This is a genomic window from Flavobacterium sp. (assembly GCF_044371705.1).
Taxonomy (GTDB): Bacteria; Bacteroidota; Bacteroidia; order Flavobacteriales; family Flavobacteriaceae; genus Flavobacterium.
In genome coordinates this window covers 1-16,153 of the sequence record NZ_JBILTE010000044.1, presented here as the reverse complement: position 1 = coordinate 16,153, position 16,153 = coordinate 1, and the positions used below count along the sequence as shown (strand labels likewise).

At 34.9% G+C, this 16,153-nt stretch carries 9 protein-coding genes; all 9 read right to left on the bottom strand.

The genetic code is table 11. The features are described 5' to 3' along the window. The coding region (locus tag ACIQ2S_RS04870; RefSeq protein WP_396173405.1) for an MFS transporter at positions 1-2,000 on the bottom strand (2,000 nt) is incomplete at its 3' end. 10 nt (positions 2,001-2,010) lie between these two features. Further along, on the bottom strand, positions 2,011-3,519 hold the full coding sequence (locus ACIQ2S_RS04865; protein WP_396173403.1) for a glycoside hydrolase family 30 beta sandwich domain-containing protein: 1,509 nt from the start codon (positions 3,517-3,519) through the stop codon (positions 2,011-2,013). Positions 3,520-3,522: 3 nt separating this feature from the next. Then, the gene (locus ACIQ2S_RS04860) at positions 3,523-4,743 is read right to left on the bottom strand and encodes a glycosyl hydrolase family 17 (RefSeq protein ID WP_396173400.1); all 1,221 of its coding nucleotides are present in this window, start codon (positions 4,741-4,743) and stop codon (positions 3,523-3,525) included. A 29-nt stretch (positions 4,744-4,772) separates the two neighbouring features. Then, positions 4,773-8,183, bottom strand: coding sequence for a hypothetical protein (locus ACIQ2S_RS04855; protein ID WP_396173398.1), 3,411 nt, complete (start codon positions 8,181-8,183; stop codon positions 4,773-4,775). Positions 8,184-8,310: 127 nt separating this feature from the next. After that, positions 8,311-9,084 carry a carbohydrate binding domain-containing protein gene (locus ACIQ2S_RS04850; RefSeq protein ID WP_396173396.1) on the bottom strand — a complete coding sequence of 258 codons (774 nt, stop codon included), beginning with the start codon at positions 9,082-9,084 and terminating at the stop codon, positions 8,311-8,313. A 15-nt stretch (positions 9,085-9,099) separates the two neighbouring features. Continuing rightward, positions 9,100-10,011: a family 16 glycosylhydrolase gene (locus ACIQ2S_RS04845; protein WP_396173394.1), complete on the bottom strand. Its 912-nt coding sequence runs from the start codon at positions 10,009-10,011 to the stop codon at positions 9,100-9,102. Between the two features lie 73 nt (positions 10,012-10,084). Next, positions 10,085-11,512 carry a glycosyl hydrolase family 16 gene (locus ACIQ2S_RS04840; protein ID WP_396173392.1) on the bottom strand — a complete coding sequence of 476 codons (1,428 nt, stop codon included), beginning with the start codon at positions 11,510-11,512 and terminating at the stop codon, positions 10,085-10,087. 17 nt (positions 11,513-11,529) lie between these two features. Next, entirely contained in the window at positions 11,530-12,900 is a 1,371-nt protein-coding gene (locus ACIQ2S_RS04835; RefSeq protein WP_396173389.1) for an Ig-like domain-containing protein, read from the bottom strand. Positions 12,901-12,990: 90 nt separating this feature from the next. Then, positions 12,991-16,152 carry a glycoside hydrolase family 2 TIM barrel-domain containing protein gene (locus tag ACIQ2S_RS04830; RefSeq protein WP_396173387.1) on the bottom strand — a complete coding sequence of 1,054 codons (3,162 nt, stop codon included), beginning with the start codon at positions 16,150-16,152 and terminating at the stop codon, positions 12,991-12,993. Position 16,153 lies beyond the last annotated feature (1 nt).

Here is a 16,153-nt window from a genome sequence, read left to right as displayed (position 1 = left end):
TCCCAAAAAGGATAAAAATTTACCAAAAGCACATCACAAATTGAAACTAAATTAGGTCTGTCCAAGAACTGGTAATAAGCATCAACATATCCAATAGGGATAGTTGGCAAGGCTTCTTTTACTTTTTTAATATATTGAATAAGTTCTTGCTCGGATATTTCGTTACGGTGTAACACTTCGTTACCTACAGCTGCTATATCAACCAAACCTGCTTTTGCTAATTTGATTAATGTCTCAATTTCTTTTTCATTTCTAACTTTATCGTCGCTAATCCAGGCTCCAACTACAGTTTTTAATCCTTTTTGATGAGCAATTTCTGGTATTAATTCATTGCCTTCTGTACAAGAAAAAGAACGAATCCATTTAGTGTATGGAGCAATAATATTTAATCTTCTTTTTATTTGATCTGCTGATAGAATATCTCCGGCTTGCTGACCTTCTGCATAAGGACTAAAACAAAGTCCGTGTAATCCATTGGTTAATATTTCTGTATAGCGTGTTTTTAATTCTGATTCGCTTTTTACACTTAAATCTTCAGTGATCATCGCACTATTTTTCAACAATGACTTTAGTTTTCCTGGTAAATAAGATGATGACTCAGCATTTTTTAGTGCTTTTCTATTTGCTAATTCTGTACTTATTTCTCTTGCTTTTTCTTCGTTAACATCATAATCTCTCATGACCCAAATGGCAATTAAAGTTCCAATCATTGGAATAGCAGAAAAGAATAACCTTAACTCAAACATTGTTTCATACGTTTGAGTTGGTGCACCCGATTTAAAATCTATAAACGATAAAATTAAACCACTCAAAAGGCCGGCAATTGCTAAACCAAATTTAACCATCCACCAATAAATAGCTCCAAATATCCCTTCTCTTCTTTTTCCGGTATTTAATTCGTCAATATCAATGACGTCAGAAGTCATAGACATCATTAGCGTAAATAAACTTCCAATACCAAAAGAAATAAAAGGCAGTGCAAATAAAAACAAATAGGGTTTGCCGGGTACAAATAAGAATAGTAACGAAACGTAACCTATAATCGATATACTTTGAGACCAAATAAATGCTTTCTTTTTCCCCATTACTCTTGACATTTTGGCAACTATTGGGATAATTAAGAAAGTAGTAAATAATGCCCCTACACATCCGAATAGAGTAGGCCAAATTCCTTGTCCATCGCCATTGAACAAATAATATTTAATTATAAAAAATGAAAATCCGGCGGTCGTATTAAAGGCATTAAAAATGAAAAAAGTAGCAATACATAATTTTCTGAATGGAACTATTCTTGAAGCCTCTTTAAAACCTTGGATAATCAAGTCAAAGCTTCGACTGGCGTTTTTTAGATTTAAAGGTTCGTAATTTTCATTTAAGGTAGACTTACTTTTTATAAAGATACCTGGAATTATTGCTAAAAAAGTACAAAATATAGCTGCATAAACAGCCAATGTTCTTGTCGCTTCTTCTGCTGATGGAAAGAATGAAACATCATACATAATTACCCACAACCAAGGAGCAAAAACCCAAGCTAATTGACCAATTAATTGAGAGGTTGCCATAATACTGGTTCTTTCATGAAAGTCATCGCTCATTTCATAACCCATCGCTACAAATGGAACGCTAAATATTGTTATCCCTAAATAGAAAACTAAGGAAACAACCATAAAATAGTAAAAGTTATAATTTACAGAATCATCTGCATACAATTGCCACATAAACGCAAATGAAATACCAGTAATTAAAGCACCAATAATTACATATTGTCTTCTTCGACCCCATTTAGATTTAGTATTATCTGTAATAAAACCCATAATGGGATCTGTAATTGCATCAAATAGTTTGGGGACAAAATAAATTGCACTAAGCATCCAGCCTGGAAATCCTAGTTTATCTATTAAAATAACAATAAAAATTCCTAGCATTGCAGGAAACAATTGATTGGCAAGCATACCAAGACCAAATGCTAGTTTTTGACCAAATGGTACTTTATTTTGCATAGTTTATTATTTATTTAATTACAACTGTTTGAAGTGCCTTTGCTGGAATTGTGATGTTTGTATTATTTTTATTTAACTTTATTTCAATGGAATAACTTTGCTCAGATGGATTGAAAATCGCAATCACAATAGATCCATCCGGATTTTTTACGGCTGTTGCCATTAGTTCTTTATTGCTGATAGTACAACCAATTTTTACAGCTCCTGGACGCATGAATTTACTAAAATGAGCCATCACGTAATATAATGGTGTGAAATATACTTCATCTTTTTCTGGGTCAACAATAACAGGTGCTACACACCAATTTTTAAACCAATTGGGTCCACCTTGACGGTCTAAAACCATGTTCCAGTCAATCCAACCATCGACCCAATTATTCAAACAGCCTATAATATCAGTCGCATAGCGATTGACGGGTGCATATTTTGGATGTAAATGTTTTTCTTTTTCACTTGCCCAATCCCAACCCCAGTCGGTTGCTTCTTTTTTCCAATACCAAGCATCGTCCTGCCAATGTGGAATTTCAGAATCAACACAACCTTCCGTTTCAATTAGGTATTTGTTGGGAGCTTTTTTGTGAGCATATTGCAAAGCCTCCGGAAAATAATCGTAGGTGCTTTCATACCAGTGAATGGCGGTTCCGGCAAAGTATTTTGATGTTGCTTCATTTTTATACATGGCATCTACCCATTCCGGTAATCCGGCTCTGTTTTGGTCGTAACCAAAAATTTTTACATCGCCCCAGCCGTCTTTTTCCAATTTTGGTCCGAGATGATTTTGCACAAGCAACGTCATTTCTTCAGATGAAAAATGGGTGCTTTCCCAATTATTTCCGTTTCCGTGAGGTTCATTGATTACCGTCACACCCCAAATAGCAATACCTTCTTTTTTATACGCATCTAAATATTTTGAAAAGTATAAAGAAAAGGTATCATTAAATTCAGGCAATAATTTACCACCAATATAAGCTTTATTGTCTTTCATCCAAGGTGGAGCTGTCCAAGGAGAAGCGATTATCTTAAAGCCTTCTTTAGAAATAGCTTTTGCCTCTAAAATCATCGGAATTAGGTCTTCTTTATCATCTTCAATTGTAAAATTTTCTAATGTTAAGTCATTTTCAACTTTAGCATACGTGTAATTGCTTAAAGAAAAATCACATGAGGCGATATGTGTTCGGGTTAAAGAATAATTGGCACCGTTTTCACTAAAATAGGCATCAAGGATTTTTATTCGGTTTTCCTTACTCAATCGATTTAGTAACGATGCAGAAGCTTCTGTAAATGAGCCGCCAAAACCAGTGATTGTTTGAAATTTTTCTTCTGGATTGATGTTGATAATAATTGGATTTTCATTTTCTGAAAACTCAGTCACTTTGGTTAATGAATTTCCTGCTTCGGAAGTTTCATAAACCTCTATTTCTAACTCTTTTGTAGTAGCACAATTTGTCATAAAAAATGAGATGATTAACCAAAAGGTTAAAAATTTAAAACGAGTGGAAATGTTTTTATGCTTTTTCATTTCTTAGTTTTTTAAAATGGATGTTGGTGTTTTTACATCCAACCACAGAGCCTTAGTATCACCTTTGTAAGTTTTAGTGATAGGTTTTCCGTTTCTGGTTAAACCTTTAAAAGTCCCTTTGTCTACTTCATTCCAAAGCACGTATTTAGCTTCTGATTTTAAATTAATCAATCCAAAATGATTTTCTGAACCAAGCGGATTGGCTTTGTCTTTCCAATTTTCGTCAAAAGCTTCAAAATAGAAACACGAAATTTTTTCCTTAGTGGTCCATTCTCTCATTAAATTATAAAACTGAGCCGATTTGTATTCATCGGTTGCCTTTGAACCATCGGTTCCATAATGTTCATTTGATTGTGTAGCCCAACCTGTTTCGCCAATATGTACTGGTTTATTCACACCGATGGATTTCATGTATTTCACAACGCTTTCATATTGATTGATGGTATAATCTCTGGATCTCAACATTGCAGCATCAATCTTTTCTTTTTCGGATAATTTCTGTTCATTTTCTTTAATTCCCCAAAAAACCGGATGGTAATGGGTATCATGCATCGGATAGGTGTGCATTGAAATATAGTCCACGGCTTTTATCAATTGATTCAATTCTTCAACGTGGTATTCGGCATCTCCACCTCCCCAAGAGGCAAAATTATCAGAACTGGTGATCCAAACACTTTTAGGCAGTTTGTGCTGTTTTTTTAAATCTTGTAAATGATTTACCCATTTTAAAATGATAGTTGGCGTAACGTAATAACTGGTGGCCCATTTTACCATGGCTTCGTTTCCTACTGCAATGATTTTAATTATATCAGGATATTGATTGGTTAGTCGCACAGCTTCTTCAATTTCAATGGCGTTGCGGCTACTCTCTTCATTGTGAATAGGAGGAAGCTCTGTCCAAGCATTTTTGCAGTCAATCCAAGCTCCCAACATGACGTACATTTCGAATTTTGGATCCTCTTTTTTTAATTTACTAATCGCTTTTAAAAGGTTAGAAACTTCTTCATAATGTACATTGTAAGTTCGCAGTACTTTTATGTTTATAGCAGCTAGAATTTTTAAATCTTCTATTATTTCGTCTATTGTGGGTTGCACTTCCCGAGTGTTGGTTCGATAACCTCCATAACAGATGGCTTGATAGTTGTTATTTCCTAAAATCATTTCGGCTGTAATTTCATTTGGAGCTAAATTTCTAGAGTATTTTTGATTACATGATATAACCATAAGGAATACTATGTAAATCAATTTTTTCATTATCTTAAGGTGCTTTCGTTTAAGGAAACCTTTACAGTTATAATTTCTCCGGTTCTATCGAATATTTTTTTGCTGTTCTCTGCATCTAATTCTAAAGCTGGAATGGTCTCTTCTGTTCCATTTTTGAAAAATAGGAGCAAGGTATTTGAATTAGCTGTTTTGTAAACAATTGGCACTTGACAAACTGTAAAAGCAAGACTGTTTTTCTCAATAGTAATTGTTTTCTCAGTTCCGTCAACCAAAGTAAAAGTGGCTTCAGTAGGCTGCGATAAAAACTCTTTCTTTTGCAATAATGTAGGTTGGAATCTCAATCTTCCTTCTTTCATCTTAACACCAAGTTCAGAAATTCTTGTCAGGATGTCTTCTTTAACTTGACCTGTCATTCCGGGCTGTTGAGCTCCTTTATTGAATGGTGTATGTGAATAGGGATCGGTGGAAAAAGCTCCATAAACTTGAGGCGATTTGTGTACGCCAATACCCTCTCCAATTTCATTGAAATGCAAAGCAAGCGAGTCAATTACCTCCGCTTTTTCATGGTTGTTGATTGCAGATTCGCACATTTCTGAAACGGCAACATGCAATTTCGAAACCATGTGCCAATAAATGGAGCCTAAACCTTCGTAGCCATAAAATGTCCCGGAACGCCCTGTAAATGCTTTATGATTAAAAACATCTTCAAATATTTGCAAGACATTTTTAGATTCTTTAGCAACTAAATCTTTGTATTCCGGATTTTGTCCTAATTCATCCAAAGCATCTTTTACATCATTTGCGTTGTGGAAATTACCATTAAAGTGATAACCTCCTTTGATGTCCTTGTTGACTAATTGAAAATTATGGTTTTGTAAAAGTTTGTTGAGCAAATCAGATTTTTCAACTTTATCTTTTGGGATTGTATTTTTCTCTAAAAACTTGGGAAGTTCTTTGTTTGCGTAGAGAATATAACTGTTTTGATCCGGTCTGTAAAGTGCACTTTTTCTTAACGCATCTAAAACCTCCAGTGATTTTTGTCCGTTTATAAATCCGGAACTTAAAACGGCTACTTGACCTTCAAGCATTTCGGGTAAATAAGAAATGGTGACACCATCCTTTTCAACCGACATTAAATTGTACGCGTGGTACAATTTATCTGTTCTTTGATTGGCTTTAATCGAATGGTCAATGAAATTTAAGCTCACAGCTACAAATTGTTTTAAACCGGCCATGGAATGGGTTCGTTTTTTACCCCAAAATCCACTATTGTAAATTTGAATACGATAATCTGATGCGGCTTTGCCCAATGCATCGAGTATTTTTTTTCTGTCTTGATTATTAATAGGTTGCGAAAGTAATGGTTGAAAAGCAGTAAGGTTTTCTCTAATGGCATGATAAAATTCAACCATTTCATTGGAGATTTTGATGGTTTCCTGATTAGAATTTTCTAGTAATTGTTCAAAAAACTTTAAAAATCTTCTTAAGTAATATAGAGTAACCATTGAAACTCCGTTACCAACTAAGGCATTGTTGGCATCGTTCCATTCCGGACGTTGTGTGTTCATCCAAATACCGGCTTCGGGAATAAAGTTGGACATTTTTGCCAAAACGGTGGCAAGAATTTTTTCGATTAAATTAACATGATATATTTCATCGTTATTGTCTCGCAGTAGTGCACCATCTGCACCATTTACATTTCTGCGTTTATTGATTTTAGTATCCCATTCGTGATTAAATAGAATGGTATCTTTTGGATTTTGTAAAATCTCTTGATAGGATTTTATGGTGTAAGGCACCGCGGCATAAACAAAATAATCTTTGTCAAAATAGGAATTCAACTTACCGGGTTGGTATTTTTCGATGAATTCTAAAAATTTCAGTAAGTAGATAATCTGATGATCGCCCCAATATCCAATATATGACCACGGATTGTCTGGTTCGATAGTTTCCCAATCAAATCCATCTTTAGTAACCCGATAGGGGTTATAACCATCAAAAGTAGAAGCATTTAAAAACTTATGAATCATTCCATCGATATATTCAGGATAGGAGTAGGCTAGTGCTTCCCAATTCTGGAATATATCTCTCCAGTTTCCTTCATAATCTAATATTTTTGAACCATCTACTTCACTGCGGGTATTGATGGAAAACTTATTCCATGGACGACTCGGGTCGCCGTGTCTTCTGCTGAATTTTAAAGGCAAATATTCTGTACAAAGTCTTATTAAATCGGCATCGTTACTTTTATTTGCAATTGCTTGAAGATGTGAGTAGTCAAAATTTTCTGGTAAAGTGCTAATAAATGCACTGTTTTTTTCAAAAATCAGCTTATTAGCTTTTGAAAGATATTTGGAAAAATCTTTTTTCTCTATTTGATAATTGTTGTCAAAAATACCCCCACGCATGATGTTGAACAACACATTTGAAAAATGACGGGAATCTTTTCTGGAATCTGCGGTAAACTGCAGGCCATCGGCTGTAGCATTTAATGCAATAAGGTTTTTAGTTCCGAGATTTACATCTTCAATCACTTTATTTTCCAGCGTTTTATCATGACAAATAGCCTCAGCCAATTCAATTACTTGTGCTTGATTTTGATTGACATTAGCAATGATTTTCCAACTTTTAGAGGATTTTTTTTCTAAAATTAAATCGGTTGAAACAAAATAGGCACCTTTTTCACCTTTGATATCTTCTTCTTGTGTAATTTTTTGTTGATTTCTGAAAGCACCTAATTGTTTTGAAGAAACCAAATAAGTTGGGTTTTCAATTCCTATTGACCAGGCAATATTGGCTTTTAAGGCTTCACTAGGTTCGGCTTTGTCTACGATAATGGCACTTAATGCAAAAATACCCACGCCACTTTGAGCGTGTAGCTCGCTTCTTTTGTAAGCATCAACTAGATTGCTAGTTGTTGCTTGCAGGTCACTACTAACACCTTGAGGTAAAATGTTTTGTATCCCATCTAAAAGAGTTATTGAATAGTTTTTTTCTGAATTATTAAATAATTCTGACTTTTTTACAAAACCATACACATTGCTATTTGACCATTGATATCTAAAAACAAGCTGGAAATCGTGAAGGATTTCTTCAAAAATGATTGTATTTCCGTAGGTATTTTTGTATAGATTTCTACTTATTTTGTACTTATCGTTGAATCGTTCAGAGAAAGGTTCCCAAATGTAACACTGGTTTTCTAATTGTATTTGAAAAATAGATTTGCTTCCCGTTATGTCTGCAAACTCAGTAATTTTATCGTCGGTATAATAAGGAAATAGAGCATATTCTGCATTTTTTCTACCAGCTGTAAGTCCACCATTACTCGAAATAAATAGCCAATGATTAGAATCACTTACAATGCTCATAAAAAAGGGACGCATTTTGTCGTGGTTTTCTATTTTATAAAAATTTTCGCCTTCTATTTCAACTAGTTGCATAAAAAATTTTGGTTAGAAGTATCTCTTTTAATTTAATTAATTTTTACTTTAAAATAATTGTAAAATTTATAGATGTAAATTATTCTTATAATGAAAATTTGGTTTTCTCTTATTGTTAAAACTTAGATTATGGAACCACGTTTAGCGTTACATTATCAATATTTACGCGTCCAACGGCAGCACCCATATCAAAAATAACTCTTGCATTTGCATTAGTAAAATTAGCAACTAAATCAACACTATAACTTTGTACAGCAGTTGTTAAATTCTGAGCTATTGACTGATTTGTCCATGGGGCTCCGCTTAAACCTATTCCAACAATCATACTTCTATTTACGTTGGACCAAGCGTCAAATGTTAATCGATAAGTTGTCCCTTGCGTCATGTTGATTCCAATTTGTGACAGATTTACATCAAAAGGGTTGCCTGCTGCTGCAACATTAATTGAAAAATAGGTATTTCCGCTTGCTGTTACTAAAAGTGACGGTGCTATTGCAGTTGCCACGCCAAAAGTCCAGGGTGTAGTACCACTTTCAAAATTACCATTATTTACAAGTCCGCCTTGAAAAACAAATATCGATACATTACTACTATATGAATCTGTTTGCCCCGTTGTATTGTTGGTTGCGGTAAGTTTTACCATATATTCACCAGTTTCTGTAAAAGTTTTTACAGGGTCTTTAATCGTAGAAGTTGTGCCATCGCCGAATTCCCATAAGAAACTATCAGCATTTTGGGAAGTATTTATAAAAGTAACTTTTCCCGCTTCTACTTCTTTGATGAAGGTGTATTGAGCATCTATCTCGCCAATAACGATAGCATTTTCTTCATCTTCAAATTCACATGCAGCAAAGCTTATTAAAACAGATAGTAAGCTTAAAAATTTTATTGATTTAGTCATGATTTTATATTTATTTTATTGATATACCCTAACATAATCTACTATCATTCTTTGAGGGAAAGATGTGTTAGCATCTGGACTTCCCGGCAAATTTCCACCAACGGCCAAATTTAAAAGCATAAAAAATGAATTATCAAAAACCCATTCACCGCCTTTTTCTTCAACATCACTTCTGGTAATTTGATTATACAAAACATTGTCTACATACCAATTGATATGATTTTCAGTCCACTCAATTCCAAATATGTGGAAGTCTGTATCAAATCTATCATTGGATAAATTATATTTTTTAGAAATACTATTGCCTCCTGCAAAACCTGGTCCGTGTATCGTACCAAAAATTTCAGTAGGTTTATTTCCAAGATATTCCATAATGTCAATTTCGCCACATTGTGGCCAAAGTACATTTCCTGCTTCATAGTCTGGACTTGAACTGTCGCAAAATACATTGCCATTCGCATCAAAAGCTGGCGATTCGCAGTAATTGCTACCCAACATCCAAAAGGCAGGGAATAATCCTTTTCCTTGAGGTAACTTGATACGGGCTTCAAAGCGTCCGTATTTTTGTTCAATTTTGTTGCGGGTTTTTAATCGGGCAGAAGTGTAGCTAGCACCCGAAAAAGACTCTTGTTTAGCAGTAATGATCAAATAACCATTTTGCACTATAGCATTTTCAGGTCTATCAGTGTAATACTGCAACTCGTTGTTACCCCATCCTTCTCCTAAAGGACCTCGACCTATATCAAAAGTCCAGTTTGCTGGGTTTGGTTCACCATCAACGTCGAACTCATCTGCCATAACCAAATTGAACTTGGTAGTGACTGTTTGTGTAGAATCTTCACTGCAAGATGCTACAGTTATAATTAAACCTAAAAAAACTAAAATAGATAGGGTTAATATTAATAGTTTATGACTTATTTTTTTCATATATTTTATTTAATTAATTTTTAAAATTTTAATGGCTAATTGTGTTTAATGTCTTTAAATCAAAAGCAAGAAATTAAGGAAAATAAAAATAAATATTATCCAAAATAAAATTAGGCCCACCTACTAAAATAATAGCTCCTAAATTATTTTTTTGTGTGGCAATACCTGCATTTAATGGTATATTGATGGAATTCCATTGGCCGGGTGTGAGTCCGCTGATAGTTAATCTCTTGTCTTTATCGTCACCAATTGGATTGCCATTAAATACATTTGTTTCAAGTATTTGATTGGGACCAATATCTCTAATTTGAAATTCCACCGAAGTAGATGCGTTTGGGACAAAAACATCTACATGCATAAAAGTCATCGCAGCACCGTTGATTGGTGTGTCATCAAACATAATACCTGTAAAATTGTTGTTTGTATACGATGCGATTTGATTTCCATTAAAAGAATCTATACTTGTAGTAGTTGTTGAACCACCGAAACCTGGTGTAAAATTTGGAGAAACTACGTTGTTATAAGCATTACTAAAAACAGATAGAACATTTGTAGCAGGGTGAATTGGAGTTGGTGATTGCGGGAAAGTGCCATTTGATGTTATAGTTAAAGAACCTTGAGCTAGGGTATTATCTAAAACGGCTGAGATGATAGTAGTACCTGCCGCTCCCACAACGTTTACGATACCGTCTTCATTTACGCTTGCCACATTAATTTGTGATGAAATAAAATTGAAGTATCCCGAAGCAGCATTTACTGATATATTTTGACCATTATCCAAATTGAAAGTGGCTCCTAGGCCGTTAATAGTTTGAGTTGCTCCTGTATATGTGTTCAAAGTAAGGTTTTGACTGTTTAATATGAAAGGGGTCAAAAGTGCTATCGTCCCCAATTTTTCAAAACGCAATTCATCAATCCAAAATGTGTAACCGACACCATTAGTATCTTCGGTTCCTGCAGAAAATAAAAACATTCCTCTCTCTTGTGTTAGTTTAGAAGGATCTGGAATTGGAATTACTACTTTTCTCCAATCAGTTGAAAGTTGTATATTTTCTGCAAGTACAGCGTACTTATTTTCGGCAAAATCCACACCGAAACCAACGGTTCCGATGCTTGCAGTAGTTGAGCCTTTTACCCAAAATGTTAGTGCATCATAGCCTGTCAAATTTCTACCATTCCCACGATCTCTAAAAATACCACCAATGTAACCACCATTTGGGTCAGTAGGTATTGGAACATCTATTCTGATTGAACTGCTACCTGCATAAGCTACGTTATTATCGGTGCCAAAGCCTTCTGGATTTGCACCTTGAGCTGGGTCAAAAGATTCAAAAAATGCATCCGTAAGGCCTACAGGAGCATCCGTAAAAATATCACCTGTTCTTGGGTAAGTTGCTAAAGCAGCATCATCTGAAACTTCTCTTTCGCAACTTGTAAAGAATAATGTAACAGCTATCGCTAGTACACTTGAAAATTTTAAATTATTTATTTTTTTATTCATGATTAAAATTTTTACTATTAATTATAGAAATAAATATTATCAACATATAATGGAGTACCATCACCACCTTCGAAAATAATTTGTCCTAAATTTGCTCTACTTGCTAAATTGGGCATGGCTGAAAATGGAATATCTATAGATACCCAATTTTGTGTAACTAGTATTGGAGCCAAGAATGTTGTGGAATGTCTTGTATCATCTCCACCACCATTTACTCCATTTGCTCCAAAATCAAGTACAAGTACCCTTAATTGTCTGCCAGGTGCAATTGGATTTGGAAAATAGAAATCTGCATGTAAATGTGTCATACTAGTTGCATTAATGGTAGGACTGCTGAAATCTATTCCTACAAAATTGAATATAGTATAATGTAAAACATTATCACCACTTACTGTGAAATCTTCTGATAATGTAGTTTGCCATGGTTGCCAGTACCCATTAAAATAATTAACAGGTCTATTATCATAGTGGTTTGAAAAAATAGAAATTACATTGCTACTTGGTCTTGTAGGTGTTGGTGCAAATTGAAACGCTCCATAACAATTTACTGTAAGACTTCCTGCTACTTGAACGCCATTAAACTTGGCAGTTATTATTGTTGCTCCAGCACTTAAAGAATTAATTGAACCTTGTGCATTAACTGTTGCAACACTAGGATTTGATGAACTAAAAGTAAAATAACCCGGAGCGGATACCACAGGTAGATTAGAACTATCTGCCATATTAAATACAGTTTGAATTCCCTTAACTTGACTAGTAATTCCTACATAAGTATTTATCGTAGCATTATTTCCTGTTTGAATGGATCTTTGCGGATTAGCAATGGTACCTAATTTCTCAAATTTTATTTCATCAATCCAAAAGGTGTAAGCAAAACCACCAGTACTTTGTGTTCCGGCGGCATATCTGAAAACGCCTCTTTCATTTGTTAATCTGGAAGGATCAGGAAATGGTATAATAACTTTTGACCAGCCTGTATCAACATTTACGTTGACTAAAGAGGCCATAAATTTATTATCACCGAAATCTTCTCCAAAACCTAGTTGGTCTATCGATACTCCTCTTGAAGCTTTTACCCAAAAAGTTAGGGCATTATAACCTGTTAAGTCCCTTCCTTCACCATCAATAACAAATATACCTCCAGCATAATTACCGTTGGTATTTGAAGCGTTTGGCACATTAATTCTAATGGACGCATTACTCTCGTAGCCTTCTGTTCTGTCTATCGAAAAGCTTTGAAAATTTGAACCTTCATAAAATTTTATGAAGTCTGTTCCCATGCTTACAAAATTATCATTAAAAACTTCAGCTGTTTTAGGATAAGTGGCCAAAATAGCATCATCAGATATTTCTCTTTCACAACTTTGAAAGATGAATAATAATGTCATAACAGCAAAACTTTTTAAAATTAGTTTATTACTCATATTCTGATATCGATTTTTTTTTAAAAAAACAAGTTATTTGCAAACAACATTTAATTAACCACCTATATTAATTTGGATGTACGTTCTAAATTCCCACTCGCTACCATCAGGAAAACCAACGGGGCTTACGATAGGTTCGGTTGAAAAATCCGGAGTAACATTCGGAGAATAACGTGGTGAAAATTGATCCAATGCTCGCCAAGTTCCTCTCACGCCGATTCGAGTGCTAGGTAATATGTACCAATCAGGTTTCCCTAAACTCATCGACAAATCAAGCATTGTTTGAACAGGGAACGTAAGGTTGAAATCTCTGTGGTAGTCAAAAGGTCCCCAATCATTTATCTTTAAAGCATACATTACTTTAAATTTTTGGTAAATTGCTCTCACGTCAAAACCAAATCTCTGAATGGTTCTTTCAGAGTCTCCATTTCCTTGTCCGTTGCCTACATAAAGATTTCCAATGATGCCTAAGTCCGGACTTAGTTTAGAAACAATTCTAGAGTTCACTTCCCAAAGGTCTTCTGCAGGAGCAGAAGTTGGGAAAGCGAAAAATGAACGATCTGCCAAGAAACCAATATGTGCATCCATAGTGGTAGGTAATCTTCTGTACGTAAAGCCTAAGTTCATAGCGAATTCGGCATCTTCAGATCTATCGTTATCCCATTCATACATCCAAGTGCCGGGAGTTGGGTCAAAGGTCAATAATAATTCATACCCGTACATTTCTCGGTTACCATTTCTAACTGCAAATGGATCGTCAATTACGTTTCTTAATCTAGCAGCACCGCCAAAATCTTGAGGCATAGCATTTACCAAGGGGTCTTGGTACATAAAGTTGGGTGCAATTTGGATTTTCCCAATAGTATATGTAAAACCTGTTAATAGATTCGCCATGTTGCCACTTCCGGAATCTTTAAGCCTCCAACCGGTAAACGTTTGTGTTTGGTCTGCTCCACCACCGGCAACTAGGCCTAAATACGAACCTTGACCGTACCAATTAAATCTGCCACCTGTGTAGGTTAATTTAAACTTTCCTCCCCAATTGTCACTGCTTTTAATCATGTCTTCAACAACTTGATTATCTTTAATATCTTGGTAGGAACTGCCATTTAATGGGCTACCACCCCAAATTCCGCCTACTACAACACTGAAGTCACCAAATTTTCTTTCGATAGCTAGTGTGGCTCTTGAAGTTGGCCATGGTGGAATTACACCGGAACGAACTTGATTTTGGTTCAAAATACGGCGACCCGTATCATCAAAGCTGATAACGGTGTTAAAATCTCTGTGGTACATTCCCGCAATATCCCAATTTCCAAATTTACGTTGGTATTTTACTATTGCAGCTGGGTTGGCTCCCCACCATAATTGAGGTCCGGCAGCCAGTTTAAAGCCTTTAAAAGCTCCTTTAGCTTCAAATTCTATCCCTGAAATTTCACCATTATAAATATCTAAATTTGGTCCGTAATTCGCTTCAGGATATAAACCGAAGAAATCGCCTTCATAACCCCAATGGTAATGTCCAGTTCTATAAAAACCTTTTAAATCAAACGCTTTATCGTTCCATTCAAATTCTGCTTGATAAACTCTTAAGCGATTTGGGTCCTCCACAACAACTTCAGTGTTCTCGCTACCATCAACCGCAACAAAGGTTTGCTTTCTTCCGGCATTTTCGTAGAAGATTTCATCAATGGGATTTTCTGCAACATCGCCCAAAACATTAAAAACAACTTCAGCCCTCATATTTGAAGTTGGATTTCCTTCAACACCTACAAAATAAGATTGCATTTGATCAAATCCAAGTTGGTTCGGGTAACTAGTATTATCTGGATCTGGTTCATCAGGAGTGGTGATTAAATGACCTCCTGTGTTGAAACTTGTAAATTCTGCAGATAATCTAGATAACCGAATTTTACTGTTTTTTTCACTATTTAACGCTGCTTTATCTCCTCTTGCTCTTAAGGAAGCATCCAATATTTGAATTTTAGAAAAGTGGTTATCAATAGTTGCCAACGTTTTTCCATTGGAATACGGACTCAGCTGATGAACTTCTTTTAAAACATAGTACGCCGATCTAGGGTATAATTGATACGTTCCGTTTGCGTCGGTTGGTCCTTTTGCACAAATTCCGAACCATTCTTCATTCATGTTATTTTCACCATTTATGTAGTCAAAACTATAACCTCCATTAGACCAAGACGCATTGGAATCGTGAATATCTAAATTTTTTGTTTGTCCAAATTTCCACCAGCCATCACTAAATTGAAAGGTAAAACCACCCAAACTATTACCGCTTTTCCCTAAACCTGCTGCATTTTCATAAATTTCTTTCCAGTTTCCTTTTAGTATTGTAGCTTGTGCATTTTGATCTTCTTCGTTGGTAATAGCATTAAAAGTATCTGAGCCAAATTCCGTCAGTAAAACCGGTTTTCCATATTCTTTTTTAACGCGTTCAAACATATCTCCAAAAGAGATACCTCTGTAAACATTGATTCCTAAGATATCTACGTCTTTACATTCTTTTGCAATTATATCAAGGAACAGTAAATCACCATTACAGATAGCAACTGGATGATTATTGTCTACCTTTTTCATTGCAATTGTTGCCTCATTAAATAGTTTGTACATAGATTCTGCACGAGCAGTTGATTTTCTGTCTTTAACAGGAATATCTTCAGTTTCAGCTCCATCCCAAAACAAACCATAATTATTCTCATTACCCAACAAAAACAAAAGCAGACCTTTGGTGTTTTTATATTCTTCAACCATTTGTTTTGTTTCTTCCAAAAGCAATTTTTTAGTTGTTGCATCAGAATATTCAGTATTTACTACCCATGTTCCATTGAGTGTCAATCCATAACGACCAAACGAATGATTAAGCATCGTGTAAATCCCATGATTAGCGTGAATGTACTCAATCCATTTTTTTGGAATGCCCGTATAAACTCTAATAGTATTGACGCCCATGTTTTTTAACAGTCCCATTTCATCATCTAAAGCTTTTTTGATGATGTTATCGGGTTGTTTCCATAAACTATAGTTGAAATTTGTTCCAATTGGAAAGTAATCCCAGTTCATTCCGTTAACAATAAAATCTTCTCCATTGATTTTGAGTTTTATTTCAGTTGCATTCTTTTCAATAGATATTTTATCTGCTTGAGAAAAGATAGAAGTGGAATAACACCAAAAAAGTAGTAGTAAAATAATTTTTTTCATT

Coding starts and splice junctions, on each gene's coding strand:
- ACIQ2S_RS04865 (WP_396173403.1), bottom strand. CDS start 3,519: ATGAAAAAGCATAAAAACATTTCCACTCGTTTTAAATTTTTAACCTTT.
- ACIQ2S_RS04860 (WP_396173400.1), bottom strand. CDS start 4,743: ATGGTTATATCATGTAATCAAAAATACTCTAGAAATTTAGCTCCAAAT.
- ACIQ2S_RS04855 (WP_396173398.1), bottom strand. CDS start 8,183: ATGCAACTAGTTGAAATAGAAGGCGAAAATTTTTATAAAATAGAAAAC.
- ACIQ2S_RS04850 (WP_396173396.1), bottom strand. CDS start 9,084: ATGACTAAATCAATAAAATTTTTAAGCTTACTATCTGTTTTAATAAGC.
- ACIQ2S_RS04845 (WP_396173394.1), bottom strand. CDS start 10,011: ATGAAAAAAATAAGTCATAAACTATTAATATTAACCCTATCTATTTTA.
- ACIQ2S_RS04840 (WP_396173392.1), bottom strand. CDS start 11,512: ATGAATAAAAAAATAAATAATTTAAAATTTTCAAGTGTACTAGCGATA.
- ACIQ2S_RS04835 (WP_396173389.1), bottom strand. CDS start 12,900: ATGACATTATTATTCATCTTTCAAAGTTGTGAAAGAGAAATATCTGAT.
- ACIQ2S_RS04830 (WP_396173387.1), bottom strand. CDS start 16,152: ATGAAAAAAATTATTTTACTACTACTTTTTTGGTGTTATTCCACTTCT.